The sequence below is a fragment of the Pseudomonas chlororaphis subsp. chlororaphis genome (genome assembly GCF_003945765.1).
GTDB classification, from domain to species: domain Bacteria; phylum Pseudomonadota; class Gammaproteobacteria; order Pseudomonadales; family Pseudomonadaceae; genus Aquipseudomonas; species Aquipseudomonas chlororaphis.
Map to the genome: position 1 here is coordinate 3,025,081 of NZ_CP027712.1, position 14,262 is coordinate 3,039,342.

17 protein-coding genes are annotated in these 14,262 nt (G+C 65.3%); 6 read left to right on the forward strand and 11 right to left on the reverse strand.

The window, feature by feature from the left end; genetic code table 11:
- Window positions 1-2: 2 nt before the first annotated feature.
- The 8 genes from C4K27_RS14020 to C4K27_RS14055 all read right to left on the reverse strand — a co-directional run bounded on the left by C4K27_RS14020 (window position 3) and on the right by C4K27_RS14055 (window position 5,830).
- On the reverse strand, window positions 3-719 hold the full coding sequence (locus C4K27_RS14020; RefSeq protein ID WP_007920978.1) for a DUF1190 domain-containing protein: 717 nt from the start codon (window positions 717-719) through the stop codon (window positions 3-5).
- A 20-nt stretch (window positions 720-739) separates the two neighbouring features.
- Entirely contained in the window at window positions 740-1,168 is a 429-nt protein-coding gene (locus C4K27_RS14025) for a DUF350 domain-containing protein (RefSeq protein WP_009043573.1), read from the reverse strand.
- A 15-nt stretch (window positions 1,169-1,183) separates the two neighbouring features.
- Window positions 1,184-1,834 (reverse strand): DUF2491 family protein, encoded by a 651-nt coding sequence (locus tag C4K27_RS14030; protein WP_053260903.1) that lies wholly within the window; start codon window positions 1,832-1,834, stop codon window positions 1,184-1,186.
- Window positions 1,821-2,855 carry a potassium channel family protein gene (locus C4K27_RS14035; protein ID WP_053260904.1) on the reverse strand — a complete coding sequence of 345 codons (1,035 nt, stop codon included), beginning with the start codon at window positions 2,853-2,855 and terminating at the stop codon, window positions 1,821-1,823. Before C4K27_RS14035 ends, C4K27_RS14030 begins: the two co-directional genes overlap by 14 nt.
- Before the next feature lie 69 nt (window positions 2,856-2,924).
- Complete coding sequence (locus tag C4K27_RS14040; protein WP_053260982.1) at window positions 2,925-3,491, reverse strand: rhomboid family intramembrane serine protease; 567 nt, start codon at window positions 3,489-3,491, stop codon at window positions 2,925-2,927.
- Between the two features lie 167 nt (window positions 3,492-3,658).
- Window positions 3,659-4,360, reverse strand: a complete 702-nt coding sequence (locus tag C4K27_RS14045) for a PspA/IM30 family protein (protein WP_053260905.1) — start codon at window positions 4,358-4,360, stop codon at window positions 3,659-3,661.
- Between the two features lie 26 nt (window positions 4,361-4,386).
- A complete protein-coding gene (locus C4K27_RS14050) occupies window positions 4,387-5,118 on the reverse strand; it encodes a YjfI family protein (protein WP_370686848.1) in 732 nt (243 codons plus the stop codon).
- A gap of 205 nt (window positions 5,119-5,323) precedes the next feature.
- Window positions 5,324-5,830: a GNAT family N-acetyltransferase gene (locus C4K27_RS14055; RefSeq protein WP_053260906.1), complete on the reverse strand. Its 507-nt coding sequence runs from the start codon at window positions 5,828-5,830 to the stop codon at window positions 5,324-5,326.
- A gap of 215 nt (window positions 5,831-6,045) precedes the next feature.
- On the opposite strand from C4K27_RS14055, the gene C4K27_RS14060 reads away from it, so the two are divergent.
- The gene (locus C4K27_RS14060) at window positions 6,046-6,633 is read left to right on the forward strand and encodes a LysE family translocator (protein WP_053260907.1); all 588 of its coding nucleotides are present in this window, start codon (window positions 6,046-6,048) and stop codon (window positions 6,631-6,633) included.
- Window positions 6,634-6,730: 97 nt separating this feature from the next.
- Here the strand turns inward: C4K27_RS14060 and C4K27_RS14065 are convergent, their stop codons facing one another.
- The 3 genes from C4K27_RS14065 to C4K27_RS14075 form a co-directional block, all read right to left on the reverse strand.
- Window positions 6,731-7,573 carry a helix-turn-helix domain-containing protein gene (locus C4K27_RS14065; RefSeq protein WP_394325642.1) on the reverse strand — a complete coding sequence of 281 codons (843 nt, stop codon included), beginning with the start codon at window positions 7,571-7,573 and terminating at the stop codon, window positions 6,731-6,733.
- A 30-nt stretch (window positions 7,574-7,603) separates the two neighbouring features.
- The gene (locus C4K27_RS14070) at window positions 7,604-8,107 is read right to left on the reverse strand and encodes a VOC family protein (RefSeq protein WP_053260909.1); all 504 of its coding nucleotides are present in this window, start codon (window positions 8,105-8,107) and stop codon (window positions 7,604-7,606) included.
- 124 nt (window positions 8,108-8,231) lie between these two features.
- Complete coding sequence (locus tag C4K27_RS14075; RefSeq protein WP_053260910.1) at window positions 8,232-9,146, reverse strand: LysR family transcriptional regulator; 915 nt, start codon at window positions 9,144-9,146, stop codon at window positions 8,232-8,234.
- Window positions 9,147-9,256: 110 nt separating this feature from the next.
- Here C4K27_RS14075 and C4K27_RS14080 point away from each other — a divergent pair, with 110 nt between their 5' ends.
- The 5 genes from C4K27_RS14080 (at window position 9,257) to C4K27_RS14100 (ending at window position 14,197) form a co-directional block, all read left to right on the forward strand.
- Entirely contained in the window at window positions 9,257-10,102 is an 846-nt protein-coding gene (locus C4K27_RS14080; protein ID WP_053260911.1) for an oxidoreductase, read from the forward strand.
- Between the two features lie 188 nt (window positions 10,103-10,290).
- Entirely contained in the window at window positions 10,291-10,746 is a 456-nt protein-coding gene (locus tag C4K27_RS14085) for a (2Fe-2S)-binding protein (RefSeq protein ID WP_009043583.1), read from the forward strand.
- A 23-nt stretch (window positions 10,747-10,769) separates the two neighbouring features.
- Window positions 10,770-12,917 carry a xanthine dehydrogenase family protein molybdopterin-binding subunit gene (locus tag C4K27_RS14090; RefSeq protein WP_053260912.1) on the forward strand — a complete coding sequence of 716 codons (2,148 nt, stop codon included), beginning with the start codon at window positions 10,770-10,772 and terminating at the stop codon, window positions 12,915-12,917.
- A 1-nt stretch (window position 12,918) separates the two neighbouring features.
- Complete coding sequence (locus tag C4K27_RS14095; protein ID WP_053260913.1) at window positions 12,919-13,497, forward strand: hypothetical protein; 579 nt, start codon at window positions 12,919-12,921, stop codon at window positions 13,495-13,497.
- A 91-nt stretch (window positions 13,498-13,588) separates the two neighbouring features.
- Window positions 13,589-14,197 (forward strand): GGDEF domain-containing protein, encoded by a 609-nt coding sequence (locus C4K27_RS14100; protein WP_053260914.1) that lies wholly within the window; start codon window positions 13,589-13,591, stop codon window positions 14,195-14,197.
- Window positions 14,198-14,262: the final 65 nt, after the last annotated feature.

A 14,262-nucleotide genomic window follows, 5' to 3' on the forward strand; every position in this document is an offset into this window, starting at 1 on the left:
CCTTAGCTGCTCGAGCGTCCCGAACTCCAGCTCGAGGAGCTGGAGCCGCCCCAGCCGCTGCGGGCGCTGGCCTGGCTGCCGAAGCCGCCGCGGGAGGTAGAAGAGGACACGGACATCGGCCGGGTGGTGGTCCGGAAACCGCTGCCCGACTGCGCCTGGCGCGACTTGGAGAAGGTCGAGCCGCTGGCGATGCGCTGGTTGAGCGTCGAGTTGGCATAGCTGCCGCGGTCGTCGCGATAGCGGTAGACCGGCTCGGAGTAATAGTTGCGGTTGCCGCCGCTGAGCAGGTTGCCGATCAGCAGTCCGGTGAGCAGGCCGCTGTCATTGCTGCTGAACGACGAGCTGCGGCCAGCCTCGGGGCTGACCCCGGCCGCTGCCAGCTGTTCGCGGGTGAAGGCGCCCTGGGCGTTGATTTCAAAGCCGCCGAGCTTGGGCACGAACTTGCCGCTGGAATCCACCTGGCACCAGTTTTCGACGAAGTCGGCATCGCAATCGGCCTGGTTGTCGTAAACCGGCGCCTGGGCGCGGTGCTCCGCCATGGCCTTGATATAGGCATCGGAGCAGACGTCCACGGCGATCTTGCCGTCCACGCATTCCTGCACCGACTGGAAGTTGAATTTCTGCTGGACCGCGAGGGTCTCCGGCTCCGAGTTGCAGCCCGAGATCGCCAGGGCCACCGAGGCGGCCAGGGAGAGCTGAACGTATTGGCTTCGTTTCATCGAGGGCTCCGTGCGGTCGATCAGTTCTGCGAAGGGGTCATGCAGGCGGCGTTGAGCAGGCCGACGCTGATGGCCACGGCGGCGACATAGATGCCGGCGGCAATTTCGCCGTTGCGGATGCGCTGCGAAGTGCCCTTGAGCACCAGGCTGGTCATCAGGAACGCCAGCAGTTGCACCACGGCGGCGATCAGCGCCCAGACGGCGAAGTCCAGCAGGCTGATGGAGTAGGCGATGACGTTGCTCGCCGGAATGGCGAAACCGATGATGGCGCCGCCCAGGGCGATAGCGGCGGAGACGTTGCCCTCGCGGATCAGCTGGAACTCCTTGTGCGGCGTCAGGCGGGTGTAGACGAACTGGAACAGGGCGAACAGCACGGCCGCGCCGAGGATGTAGGTCAGGAAACCGACCACGGCGAATTTGTTCAGGGAAATGGAAAGGGCTTCAAGCATGGGTTCTGGTCCTTGTCAGAGGGTTTGCAGGTCGGTCATGTACAGGGAAATGCCCAGTGAGGTCACCAGGCTGACGCTGCCGTCGGCGTATTGCTCCACGGAAAACAACAGGAACTCGCGGCGATTGGTCAGGCCGGTGTCGCGGGCATAGAGCATCGAGTGGCTTTCGAAGGCGAAGGTCTCGTCCGGCTTGGACACTTGCTCGCGCAGCGGCACCAGCTCGGTCTGTCCGGCTTCGGTGCCCCATTCGCGCAGGTACTCGACGCCGTCGAGGCTGTAGGTGGGCTGGCCGATCAGGCTGTTCGGGCCGGCCAGGCGCCGCAGCTCGGCTTCGCTGTTGACGGCCTGGTTGCTCAGGTAGTTGAACAGGATGATCGATTTGACCTGGCCGTCGATGCCGCCGCTGGTGTGCACCTGCAGCCAGTAGTCTTCGTCGTCCAGGTAGTAGCGCGACAGCCATTCGGACTGGCCCAGGTCCACCAGGCCTTCGCTGTAGACCGCCTGGTCGCCGGGAATCGCCACGCGGCTGTTGTCGGCGAGCAGCAGCTTGAGGCTGGCATCGAAGCGGATGCCCGCGCCCATGCTCAGGCCCAGTGGGCCGGTGGCGAAGCTCGAGCTTGTGGTGGCCGGGGCCTGGAGCCCCAGAAAGCGTTTAAACCATCCCATTGTCGATGTCCTTGAGGCGGCTGGAAGCGATGTAGAAGAGTTCGCCGCCCTGGATCCGCGTATCGCTGTGCGGGTTGATCTGCGGGTGTTGCGCGCCGCGGGCGCGGTAGCCGATCAGGGTGGCGTTGTAGCGTTCCTTGAGGTGTACGTAGAGCTCGGCGAAACGGCCTTCGTAAGTCTCGGGCAGGCGCATGACGTATTGGGTGGCGCCCTGGCCGACGCACAGCAGTTCGTTGATCACCACCGAGGAGCCCGGGTCCTGGGAGGAGCGCACCAGCATCTCGATGGCCATGCTCGAGGTGCACTCCAGCTTGGGTGCGTAGGAGGCGGCCAGGGTGGCAATTTCGCTGTCGTTGAAGTGGGCGACCACATGGCCGGCGGGGCGCAGCTGGTTGATCGCCAGCACACTGGCCAGGGTCAGGTCGTCGGAACTGGTGCGCACCAGTACCCGTTCGGCGCCGGGCACCCCGGCGCGCAACAGCAGGGCCGCGGACGACAGGCTTTCGCCCTTGACGAAGGCGGCCTTGCCCTGCATCGGGTTCTCGTCGAGGCTGGCGTCGCAGATGACGATCAGGTTGTCGTTGGAGGTTTCGTCCTGCAGCAGCAATTCGATCACCCGCTCGCTGGACGCGCCTTCCCAGCCGACCAGCACGGTATGCCCGGTCTTGCCGGTGAAGTCGCCTTTGCCTTTCATGCCTTTTCTCCATAGGTCCATAACGCTGCTGGTGGTCTTGCCGATGGCCGCGGTCAGCAGCGCGATGCCGCCGAGCATCACCCACACGGCGACGAACACCCGGCCGGCGGCGGATTGCGGCGACAGGTCGCCATAACCCACGGTCAGGGTGGTGGTGAAATAGAAATAGATGAAGGTCGCGGGCGCGGTGAGGTGCTGCTCGCCCAGGGCCACCAGGCCGAGATAGGAGGTCGCGGCATGCACGCCGAGCGCGATGGCCAGGCCCATCCAGCCGAAGCGCTGGAAGAAGGTGGCCGCGTATACCCGAAGCAAGATGAAAATCGACATCGAATCCCTGATTTCCTGATGAGCAGATCTATCCGTGATGCAGCGCGCCGTGCCCGGGCAAGGCATGGTTCATTGCCGCGCGGCATTAGACATCGGCTTGGCGCCGGATAAAAGCATTTTTGCTGCGATAAACCCCGCGAAGGCGCCAAAGATGTGCCCTTCGAAGGACACCCCGGCCCGTGGCAGGAACCCCAGGACCAGGCCGGAATACAGAAACATCGTCACCGCGGCGGCCAGCAGGCTGCTCCAGCTGCGCAGCAGCCAGGCGCGGGTGAGGATGTAGGCCCACAGGCCGAAGACCCAGGCGCTGGCGCCGACGTGGATGCCCCTGAAGCCGAACAGCCAGACCAGCGCGCCGCCGAGCAGGATGATGATCAGGCTGACCACCACGAAGCGCTGCTGGCCTTCGGCGATCACCATGGCGCCGAGGATCAGGAAGGGCACCAGGTTGGCGGTCAGGTGGGTAAAGGAGCCGTGGAGAAAGGGCGAGGCGAGTATCCCCGGCAAACCCTGCAGGGTGCGCGGGATCAGGCCGAAGAGATTCAGGCTGTAGCCGCTCAGGCTGTTGAGCGCCTGCACGGCGATCATTACCAGAGCCAGGCCCGCCAGGGTCTTGAAACCATTTGCAACGGCCATCGAGGCCCTCCAAGAGGCCGAAAAAAACACAGACGATTCACTGTAGGAGCGCAGCTTGCTCGCGATGGACTGGAGGGCGCCGCGCTCATCCAGGCAGTACGCGACATCGTTAACGACCATCGCGAGCAAGCTGCGCTCCTACAGGTTGAGTGGTGCAACAGCGCTGTTTACTCGGCCGACTTCTGTTTTTTCAGGCGCTCGAGGATGGCGTTGGCGCTGCCCTGGTCCGGCACGATGTTGGCTTCGCGCAGGCGGCGTTCCAGGTCGTTGCCATTGCTCGCATCGGCCAGTTGCTCCTGGGCTTCCATTTCCGCCGCGCGCTGGTCTTGCTTGGCTTGCAGGCGGTTGAGGGTGTTGACCGCGGTTTCCAGCTTGCCGTTGGCGCCGCCGCTGGCGATCGAGGCACTGACCTGGGCCTTCTGCACGCTCTCCCGGGCCTTGGCCATGTCCACTTGCTGGCGCAGGCTGCGGATGCGCGCTTCGGCCTTGCCGATGTCCTTGCGCATATTCTCGGCGTAGGCGCCGAATTCGCTGGCTTGCTTCTGCTCCGCTTCCAGGCCGGTGGTCAGGGTCGAGATGGCTTCGGCGACTTCCAGGGCCAGGTCTTCGCGGTTGGCCTGCAGCGAGGCGAGGGCCTTGGATTCCAGGTCGGCGATCTTCGCGGTGAATTCGCTGACCCGCTCAGTGGACAGCTTGTGCTTGGCCATGATGGTGACCAGCTCGCGCTTGGCGTTGGACAGGGCGTTGTCGGCGTCGCGGATTTCCTGGTCGAGGATGCGCAGGGCCTGCTGGTCGGCGATGCTTTCGCCGACTTCGTTGGCGCCGCCGCGCAGGGCGGTGAACAGTTTGTTCCAGATGGACTGAGTCATGTAGGTGTACTCCGGATTCTCGGCAATCAGTTGAAGAAGCTTTCGAAGGCTTCGGTGGCGCGTTGGACGTTGTCCACCAGGGTCTTGACCTCGGTCACCACGTTGGTCAGGTTCGAGCTGGCGCTCAGGGCGCCGAACATGTTGTAGACGGTCTGGCCGTTGGGCATGGACTCGATGCCGATCGAGGAGAGGGGGAACATCTCCCGGCTGCGCAGCACCGCGTCATTGAAGCGGGCAACGTCGTTGATCGACTCCAGGTCCACCAGCACGGTGTCGACGATGATCTGCTCGCCGACCACCGCGATGTAGATCGGCAGGCCGCCGAAGTCGTGCATTTCCAGCTTGATGCTTGGCTCGGCGCCTTGAATCAGGCTCAGGCCGATTTCGTTCGAGGTCACTTCGTCCAGGGCCTGCAAGGCGCCGAAGAGGCGGTCGATGGTCCAGTTCTCACCTGCGATCATGTCATTCTCCAATACCGGTGCGCCGCCGATCAGGGGTTGGCGCAGCTTCTTCTCAATGTGCTTGAGCACGCTCCGGTTTTCCGGAAGTACCCAGGTTTCGTGTTTCACATAACCAGCGGCACTCAGGCCCGCGCGCATCTGCTTCATGTAGAAGCTCGACGGCTTCTTGGCGGAAGCCTTGCTGGGGGCCTTGTTGCTGGAGGCCTTACTGCTGGAAGGTTTCGAGCGCTCTCCTTGTCGACTCTCTGAGGAAGCCGGTAGGTCAGCAGGCTGCCTGGCCGGGAGGGTCTTTTTCATGGGGTGACTCCGTTGTGCACGTATCACGCGTGAGAACATTACAGGGGATTTCGTTACGGCTCAATGACTCACGCGTGATATTTTTTCGCTCGGCTAAACAACGGTCGCAGGGCTCTGGAGCGGCATTTTGCGTTAATCAGCCGACTGCCGTGGCTCAGGGGGCATACCGGTGCCTGGGCGCTGGGCGAGGCTTTCCGGGCCTCGATCATTGCCCGGGCGATGTCGGGGTGTGGAATTTATACAGGGTGCAGGGGTAGCCGTCTGCCGTGATTGGATGACAGCTGTAGGCGTCGCCGACGAGCGTGGGAATGACCCGGGCCCAGAAATCCCGGGCCGGCCGGTTGTCATCGATGTGGACGATCTGCCAGTGCCCGGGCAGCTGTTCCAGCAGTTGCCTCACCACCTGCCGGCCGATGCCGCGACCGCGAAAGCGCCGGGCCACGAAGAAGTAGGCGAGGTTGTACTGCACCTCGGCAAAGTGCACCTGCTCGTCGACGATGGCAAAGCCCGCCAGTTCGCCGTCGACCCGCAGCAGCCAGGGACGGGTGCCGGGCTGGCGCCAGGATTCGGCCTGCGGCTGGATGGCGTACAGACCGTGGCGGCCGAGCTTGATCGGCAGCCATTCGCTGAGTTCGTACAGGTAGAACTGCATCAGGTTTTCCAGGCATTCCAGCTCGTCGTGCTGGGCCGGGTGCAGTTCGATCTGGCTCATGGTTCCAGGCTCCGGGCAGGTTCGTCGGGCGACGCAGCCTGGGCCGCGAATGGGTACGGGGCGCCAAGGCTGTAGCGCGGGCGGGCGTCGAGGGTGAGCGCGTCGGGCATGGGATTTGTCCGTGAGCGAGGGGGGTGTTTTTCTTCAATACAGGGGGCGGCCTGCGCACTTACCTTGGTCACCGGACTCTCCGATTGATCCTTTGAAGGTGTGTGATGAGCGTAGTGTTTTCCATGGCGGCCTTCGCGCTAGCCTCTTCGATTACCCCCGGCCCGGTCAATATCGTGGCCCTGAGTTCCGGCGCGCAGTTCGGCTTTCGCGCCAGCCTGCGGCATGTCGGTGGCGCGACCCTGGGCTTTGTCCTGTTGCTGGTGCTGATCGGCCTGGGTTTGCATGAGCTGTTGCGGCTATGGCCGTTCCTCGCCCGGGGCATCCAGCTGTTCGGGGTGGCCTTCCTGCTGTTCATGGCCTGGAAGCTGGCGGTGGACGACGGCCGGCTGAGCAGCGATGGCCAGGCCAAGGCGCCGTCGGCCTGGTACGGCGCGATCATGCAATGGCTCAATCCCAAGGCCTGGCTGGCCTGCGTCGCCGGCATGGGCGTGTTCGCCGCCAATGGCGAGGCGCTGCTGGTGTGGCAGTTCGCCCTGGTGTACTTCGTGATCTGCTACCTGTCGATTGCCTGCTGGGCCTACGCCGGGACTTTTTTGCGCCAGTACCTGAGCAACCCGAAGGGCATGCGTCTGTTCAATCGCAGCATGGCGGCGCTGCTGGCGGCGAGCGCGGTGTATCTGTTGTTGCCTTGAATCGGCGTTGGCTTTATCGCGAGCAAGCTCGCTCCTACAGAGATCGCGTCCTCTGTAGGAGCGAGCTTGCTCGCGATGAGGGCGTCAGGTCTGCCAATCACCCGCGATACTGCCCCGGCGTCGCCGCCAGATGCTGCTTGAAGGCGCGCTGGAAATGCGCCTGGTCGGCGAAGCCGGCTTCCAGGGCCACATCGGCGATCGGCTCGCCGTCACGCAACCGGGACTGGGCGAACTGCACCCGCTGGTTGACCACGAAGGCGTGGGGCGTCATGCCGTAGTGCTGCTTGAAGGCGCGGATCAGGTAGGACGGCGACAGCTCGGCGGCCTGGCAGATTTCCTCGAGCTTCAGCGAACGGGTGCAGTGTTGGCGAATGTAGTCGGCGGCCCGTTGCAGTTTCTGGTTGCTCTCGCGCGGCGGTCGGCTGGCCGGGTTCAGGCGCTGCTGCAGGTCGCTGAAAAACGCCACTGCGGCGCTGTGCTTGTGCAGCGTCTCGGCCTGTTCGTCCACCAGCACCTCATACAAACGGTTGAGCCCGGCATAGAGTTCGGGGTGGTCGCTGTGGGGCGTGGAAAAGGCGCGAAAGCCCAGGTCCTGGCTGAACCCCAGCTGATGCTGCAGGTCTGTCAGCCAAGGGGTGTCGACATAGAGCATGAGATACGACCAGGGCTGGTCGTCGATAGGGTTGCAGGCGTGCACTTCGCCGGGGTTCATCAGCACCACGGTGCCGGCGCCGATGCGAAATTGCGCCTGCTCGTGCAGGTAGGTGCTGTGCCCGGCGGTGATGGCGCCGATGGAAAAATGCTCGTGGGCATGCCGGGCGTAACAGACCTTGCGCCCGTCGGCGATCGAGCGGGCCTCGATAAAGGGCAGCGCCGCATCGCGCCAGAACTGCGGGGCGGTATCGGGGCTGTGGCTCAAGCTCGGCTTCATCAAAGGCATCCCATCGGCAAGCGTCGGCCACCGAGTGTATTAGCTCTCGCCGGCGAAGGCTCGTTCCAGCGCGGCGATATCGAGTTTTTTCATCTGCAGCAGGGCCTGCATCACCCGCTGCGACTTGGCCGTGTCGGGGTCGGTCATCCAGTGGTTGAGCGCGCAAGGCACGATCTGCCAGGACAGTCCGAACTTGTCCTTGAGCCAGCCGCACTGCTGGGCCTGGGGATCGCCGCCGTAGGACAGGGCGCTCCAGAAATGATCGATTTCGCCCTGGTTCTGGCAGTTGACCTGCAGCGAGACCGCTTCGTTGAACTGGAACACCGGGCCGCCGTTGAGGCCGGTGAAGGTCTGCCCGTCGAGCTCGAAGGACACGGTCATCACCGAGCCTTCGGGGCGGCCGTGGAACTCGAAGCCGGCCTTGCCGTAGTGGGTGAGGGCGGTGATGCGCGAGTGCTCGAAGACCGAACAGTAGAACTGGGCGGCGGCTTCGGCCTGGTGGTCGAACCACAGGCAGGGGGTGATGCGATGAATGAGCGACATGACGGTTCTCCTCGGCGGATGGTCCACGCTTGAGCAAGCGTAGCCAGCCCGGGGGCGGCCGGGACTGCCGTAGATCGACAAAGCGCAGCCGGGCGAGGAGCGGTATCGAGCCCGCGCATCCGGCTCAGGATCGCCGCCCTTGCTCGGCTACCCAGGCGTTGGCCATGTCGATGAAGGCGCGCAGTTTCGGCTGGCTCTGGGTGCGGCTGGGAAAGTACAGATACAGGCCCGAGCTCAGCGGGACGAACGGTTGCAGCACAGACTCCAGGCGCCCGCTGGCCAGGTCGTCGGCCACCTCGAAGTCGCAGGCGTAGGCCAGCCCCTGTCCGCCCCGCGCCATGGCGACCAGCAAGTGCCGATCGTTGACCACCAGCGCACCCTCGACGCCGACGGTGAAATCCCGCCCATTGCGCCGGAATTCCCAGCGATGGGTCGTGCCCGAGGTGAGGAAGCGAAAGCCGATGCCCTGGTGCCGGGTCAGTTCTTCCGGGGTCTGCGGCCTGCCGGCCCGGGCGAAATAGTCCGGGGAGCCCACCACCGACCATTGCAGGTCCGGGGTCAGGCGCACGGCGACCATGTCCTTTTCGATCGACTCGCCCAGGCGCATACCGGCATCGAAGCCCTCGCTGACCAGGTCGACCGCGGCATCGTCCAGGGAAATCTCCAGCCTGACCTCGGGATAGGCCGCGCGATAGCGCAAGACCAGGGGTTCGATCAGCAGCTTGGCGGACAGCCGTGGCGCGGTCAGGCGCAAGGTGCCCATCGGCCGGTCGCGGTAGCTGCCCAGCACCGCCAGGGCGTCGCCGATTTCACTGGCGGCCGGGCGCAGGCGGATGAACAGGCTGCTGCCGGCTTCCGTCAGGGCCACGCGGCGGGTGGTGCGCTGGAACAGCAGCACCCCGGTACGCCGCTCCAGGGTCTTCACCGCATGGCTCACGGCGGTCGGGGTGACCCCCAGCTGGGTAGCGGCGAGGGTGAAGCTCTTGTGTTCGGCGACGGCGAGAAACTCGGTCAGGCCGTCGAAAGGGTCCTGGTTCATTGCAAGTCCATTATGAAAGAGAGGTTCATAGTGCTTGTAGCACAAGGCCATTTTTCCAGCTAATGCGCTTGCGTACCTTGTGCTCTCCCACTTCTCACAAGGTATCGATCATGACTTCGCAAACGACTTTCAAACGTGTCTGGCTGATCACCGGGGCTTCCCGTGGCATCGGCGCGAAAATCACCGCCGCGGCCCTGGCCCATGGCGATGCGGTGGTGGCCACCGCGCGCAATGCCCAGTCGCTCAGCGAGCGTTTCGGCGCGCAGCCGGGCCTGCTGGCGGCGCAGCTGGATGTCACCGACGAGGCCCAGGCCCGCGACGTGGTGCAGATGGCCGTCGAGCATTTCGGCCGGATCGATGTGCTGGTCAACAACGCCGGCTTTGGCCTGCTCGGCGCGGTGGAGGAGGCCAGCGGCGACGAGATCCGCCGGGTCTATGAAACCAACGTGTTCGGCCTGCTCAACGTCACCCGCGGGGTGCTGCCGCACATGCGCGCCGCCCGCAGCGGCCATGTGATCAATATCTCATCGATCGGCGGCTATCAGTCGGGGCCGGGCTATGGCGTCTACTGCTCGACCAAGTTCGCCGTCGAAGGCTTGAGCGAGGCCCTGCACAGCGAGCTGGCGCCTTTGGGCGTGAAGGTCACGGTGGTCGAGCCGGGCTTTTTCCGCACCGATTTTCTCGATGGCAATTCGTTGCTGGAGTCGCCGGCCTCGATCGCCGACTACACGACCACCGTTGGCCAGGTACGCCAGCAGGCCAAGGCCTATAACCAGCAGCAGCCGGGCGACCCGGACAAACTGGCGCAGGCGATGATCGCCCTGGTCGAAGCCAAGCAACCGCCGCTGCGCCTGCCCCTGGGCACTGACACCCTGGGCGCCATCGCGGCGAAGAACGCCTACGTCGAGCAGGAAACCGCGACCTGGCGGGCGCTGTCGGCCTCCACCGATTTCTGATGCTGCGCTCATGGCCTGGCCGCCCGTTCAGGGCGGTTGGGCGTGACCGGTGGTCGCAGAATCCGGCCTGTTCGGCAAACTGCGCTTAGCTGTATGGAAAACCTCGCGGCGCGCGTAGGCCTTCGGCCACAGCGACGCCGCTCCAGGATCCCGTGAATCCTGTCCCCCCTCGGCCTGAGGAGTTGCGCATGTTGACACTCAATATCAATGGCAAGGACCAGCAGCTCGAGGTGCCCGCGGACATGCCGCTGCTCTGGGTGCTGCGCGATGTGGCGCACCTGACCGGCACCAAGTTCGGCTGCGGCATGGCGCAATGTGGCGCCTGCACCGTGCATGTTGACGGCGCGCCGCTGCGTTCCTGCGTGACCCCGGCCGCGACAGTGGCCAACGGGCAGAAAATCCTCACCATCGAAGGCCTGTCGGCGGACGGCTCGCACCCGGTGCAGCGCGCCTGGGCCGAGCTGGACGTGGTGCAGTGCGGTTACTGCCAGTCGGGGCAGATCATGTCGGCCGCGGCCTTGCTGGCGAAGATCCCGTCGCCCACCGACAGCGATATCGACCAGGCGTTGTCCGGCAATATCTGCCGCTGCGGCACCTACCCAAGGATCCGCGCGGCGGTCAAGCGCGCCGCTGAAATCGGCTGAGTCGGCATTAAGAGGGGCAAGGCATGATCACTGCATCGCGTCGTGGATTTCTCAAAGGTGGCGCGCTGCTCGGCGGCGGGCTGGTGGTGGCGTTCGTCATCCCGGGAGCCAATCGTTTTGTCCGGGCGGCGAGCGAAGCGTTCGTACCCAATGCGTTCTTGCGTATTGCCCCGGATGGAGTGGTCACCGTGGTGCTCGGTCATTCGGAAATGGGCCAGGGCATCTGGACCGGGCTATCGATGCTGATCGCCGAGGAACTGGATGCCGACTGGTCGAAGATTCGCGTCGAGCACGCGCCGGCCGCTGCGGTGTATGGCTTGCCGGCGTTCGGCGGGATGCAGATCACCGGCGGCTCGACCTCGACCTGGATGGAGTTCGACCGCTATCGCCAGGCCGGCGCCGCGGCCCGGCAGATGCTGATCGAGGCGGCGGCCAAGCGCCTGCAGGTGGCGCCCTCGACCCTGCACACCGAGCAGGGCTGGGTGGTGGCCGGCGACCAGCGCCTGAGCTACGGCGACCTGGCCAACGACGCCGGGCAGCTGCCGGTGCCGGACCCGGCCTCGTTGCGCTTGAAGGAGGCCAAGGACTGGCGGCTGATCGGCAAGCCGACCCAGCGCCTGGACACCCCGGAGAAAATCACCGGCCGCGCGCAATTCGGCATGGACATGTATTTCGACGGCCTGCTGACCGCCGTGGTCCTGCGTTCGCCGGTATTCGGCGGCACGCTCAAGTCGTTCGATCCCCAGGCGGCGCTGGCGGTGCCCGGAGTGATCAAGGTGCTCCAGGTACCCACGGGCGTGGCGGTGGTCGCCGAGCATTACTGGGCGGCCAAGCAGGGGCGCGATGCGCTCAAGGCCGAATGGGACCTGGGGCCGAACGCCAACATGAGCAGCGAAAGCCTGATGCAGAGCTTTCGCAAACTGGCGCTGACCCCCGGGACCAAGGCCGCCGAGGCCGGCGATGCGGCCGGGAGCATGGCCAAGGCGACGCAGGTGATCAAGGCCGAATACAGCGTGCCGTACCTGGCCCATGCGCCGATGGAACCGCTCAACTGCACGGTACGCATCGGCGCCGACAAGTGCGAGATCTGGACCGGCACCCAGTTCCAGACCCTGGACCAGATGGTCGCGTCGAAGATCACCGGGCTCAAGCCGGAGCAGGTACAGATCCACACACAATTTCTGGGCGGCGGTTTCGGCCGCCGGGCCAACCCGACCTCGGACTTCGTCAGCGAAGCAGTGGAGGTGGCCAAGGCCGCCGCAGCCCCAGTGAAAACCGTCTGGTCGCGGGAAGACGACGTGCGCGGCGGCTACTTCCGTTCGGCCTTCCTGCATCAGGCGCAGGTCGGCCTGGATGCCAAGGGCATGCCGCTGGCCTGGCAGCATGTGCTGGTGGGGCAGTCGATCATGGCCGGCACCTCGTTCGAGGCCAGCTTCGTCAAGAACGGCATCGACAACACCTCGGTCGAGGGCCTGGCGGACGGGCCTTACCTGAAGGGCACGCCGAACCACCGGGTCGACCTGCATTCGCCGATGACCGGCATCACCGTGCTGTGGATGCGTTCCGTGGGCCATACCCACACCGCGTTCGTCGTCGAGTCGTTGATCGACGAGATGGCCGCCGCGGTGGGCAAGGACCCGGTGGAGTACCGCCGCACCCTGCTCAAGGATCACCCACGGCACCTGGGCGTGCTCAACCTGGCGGTGGAGAAGGCCGGCTGGGGCAAGCCCGTGCCCAATGGCCATGCCCTGGGCGTTGCGGTGCACGAGTCCTTCGGCAGCTATGTGGCGCAGGTGGCCGAGGTGTCCCAGGAGGCCGAGCGGATTCGCGTGCACCGCGTGGTCTGTGCGGTGGATTGCGGTATCGCGGTGAACCCGCAAAGCATCGCCGCGCAGATGGAGTCGGGCATCACCTTCGGCCTGGGCATGGCCCTGCACAGCCGCATTTCCTTCAAGGACGGCCGGGTGGTGCAGTCCAACTATCACGACTTCCAGGTGTTGCGCCTGAACGAGATGCCCGAGGTCGAGGTACACATAGTCGCCAGCAGCGAGAAACCCGGCGGTATCGGCGAGGCAGGCGTGCCGCCCACGACGCCGGCGGTGGCCAACGCGGTGTTCGCCCTGACCGGCCAGCGCCTGCGCGAGCTGCCGCTGCAACTGGCGGGGGTGTGAGATGAAACGCCACCTGCTCCTCGGTTCGCTGATCCTGGTCGGCCTGGGCGGTTATGCCTCGGACCTTTTCGCCGCCGATGAACCGGCGCTGGCGGCGTTCGCGACGGTGCAGAAGGTGTTCCAGAGCCCGCGCTGCCAAAACTGCCACATTCCCGGAGATGCGCCCTTGCAGTTCGACGCCGGCACGCCCCACGCCATGGCCGTGGTCCGTGGCCTGGACGGCAAGGGCGCGGCGGGGCTGCCGTGCGCCACCTGCCATGGCGCAAGCAACCCGCCGGCCAGCTACGGCCCGCACATGCCACCGGGGGCGCCGCACTGGAGCCTGCCGCCGGCGGCGCACAAGATGGCCTGGATTGGCCTGCCGGCCGACCGCCTGTGCCAGATGATCAAGGACAAGGCCAGCAACGGCGATCGCGACTTTGCCGCGCTGATCAAGCATGTCAGCGAAGACAAGCTGGTGCTCTGGGGCTGGAACCCCGGTGGCAACCGCGCGCCGGTACCGGTGCCCCACGACGTGTTCGTCAGCCAGTTCAAGCTCTGGGCCGAGGCGGGCGGACCCTGCCCGGCGGTCGGAAGTTGACGCCAGGGGGCCCCAGCGAGGGCTGGTTGCGGGGCAGTCGCAGGCCTCGGCAACTAAGCTCTATAGGTGATACCCGCCAATGGAGTGTGCGATGTTTTCCCCAGACAAGCCTGTCCAGGCACCGAACCAGGTGCCAGCCCCGGAGGCGGACGACCCGTCCCGGCAACTGTTGCGCGATCAGAACCGCCGGGCCGAGCAGGAGCTGGCCGCGGTGCAGGTAGCCAACCTCGATAAACTGACCCTGCTGCCCAACTCGCACGGCTTTGCGGTGCTGGCCGGCGATGCGCTGCAGGCCTGCAAGGACCTGAACTGCCCGGCGACCTTGCTGCTGTTCGATCTTGACGACATCTACCGTATCGCCCGCGCTTATGGGGCGGAAGAAGGCGAGGCGGCGCTCAAGACCTTCGCCGACGGCCTGCGCATCGCCTTTCGCGAAAGCGACGTGGTCGGGCATCTGGAGTACCAGCGTTTCGCGGTGCTGCTGACCGGCTCGGAACGGATGGAAAAGCTGGCGATCATCACCCGCCTGCAGGCCATCCTCGACGAGCGCACCGCCACCCAGCAGTGCATTTACGACATCTGTTTCAGCATCGGCCAGATCGAGTTCGATCCGGCCCGGCCGACCGATGTGGAAACCTTGCTGGCGGACGCCGACCAGACCATGAGCAGACCGGGCCGCGGGCCGCAGGTCAAGGAGTAGCCGCTAGCTGCGTGGGCTGGACGGGGAGAAAGTCCAGCCGATAAAAAACCGCCCAAGGGCGGTTT

What these genes read in the sequence shown, in the direction of transcription:
- C4K27_RS14065 (WP_394325642.1), bottom strand. Translation starts at nt 7,573, where the DNA reads ATGCCTTTGATGAAGCCGAGCTTGAGCCACAGCCCCGATACCGCCCCG.
- C4K27_RS14095 (WP_053260913.1), top strand. Translation starts at nt 12,919, where the DNA reads ATGAAACGCCACCTGCTCCTCGGTTCGCTGATCCTGGTCGGCCTGGGC.
- C4K27_RS14050 (WP_370686848.1), bottom strand. Translation starts at nt 5,118, where the DNA reads ATGAAAAAGACCCTCCCGGCCAGGCAGCCTGCTGACCTACCGGCTTCC.
- C4K27_RS14080 (WP_053260911.1), top strand. Translation starts at nt 9,257, where the DNA reads ATGACTTCGCAAACGACTTTCAAACGTGTCTGGCTGATCACCGGGGCT.
- C4K27_RS14025 (WP_009043573.1), bottom strand. Translation starts at nt 1,168, where the DNA reads ATGCTTGAAGCCCTTTCCATTTCCCTGAACAAATTCGCCGTGGTCGGT.
- C4K27_RS14060 (WP_053260907.1), top strand. Translation starts at nt 6,046, where the DNA reads ATGAGCGTAGTGTTTTCCATGGCGGCCTTCGCGCTAGCCTCTTCGATT.
- C4K27_RS14035 (WP_053260904.1), bottom strand. Translation starts at nt 2,855, where the DNA reads ATGTCGATTTTCATCTTGCTTCGGGTATACGCGGCCACCTTCTTCCAG.
- C4K27_RS14100 (WP_053260914.1), top strand. Translation starts at nt 13,589, where the DNA reads ATGTTTTCCCCAGACAAGCCTGTCCAGGCACCGAACCAGGTGCCAGCC.
- C4K27_RS14045 (WP_053260905.1), bottom strand. Translation starts at nt 4,360, where the DNA reads ATGACTCAGTCCATCTGGAACAAACTGTTCACCGCCCTGCGCGGCGGC.
- C4K27_RS14020 (WP_007920978.1), bottom strand. Translation starts at nt 719, where the DNA reads ATGAAACGAAGCCAATACGTTCAGCTCTCCCTGGCCGCCTCGGTGGCC.
- C4K27_RS14090 (WP_053260912.1), top strand. Translation starts at nt 10,770, where the DNA reads ATGATCACTGCATCGCGTCGTGGATTTCTCAAAGGTGGCGCGCTGCTC.
- C4K27_RS14085 (WP_009043583.1), top strand. Translation starts at nt 10,291, where the DNA reads ATGTTGACACTCAATATCAATGGCAAGGACCAGCAGCTCGAGGTGCCC.
- C4K27_RS14040 (WP_053260982.1), bottom strand. Translation starts at nt 3,491, where the DNA reads ATGGCCGTTGCAAATGGTTTCAAGACCCTGGCGGGCCTGGCTCTGGTA.
- C4K27_RS14070 (WP_053260909.1), bottom strand. Translation starts at nt 8,107, where the DNA reads ATGTCGCTCATTCATCGCATCACCCCCTGCCTGTGGTTCGACCACCAG.
- C4K27_RS14055 (WP_053260906.1), bottom strand. Translation starts at nt 5,830, where the DNA reads ATGAGCCAGATCGAACTGCACCCGGCCCAGCACGACGAGCTGGAATGC.
- C4K27_RS14030 (WP_053260903.1), bottom strand. Translation starts at nt 1,834, where the DNA reads ATGGGATGGTTTAAACGCTTTCTGGGGCTCCAGGCCCCGGCCACCACA.
- C4K27_RS14075 (WP_053260910.1), bottom strand. Translation starts at nt 9,146, where the DNA reads ATGAACCAGGACCCTTTCGACGGCCTGACCGAGTTTCTCGCCGTCGCC.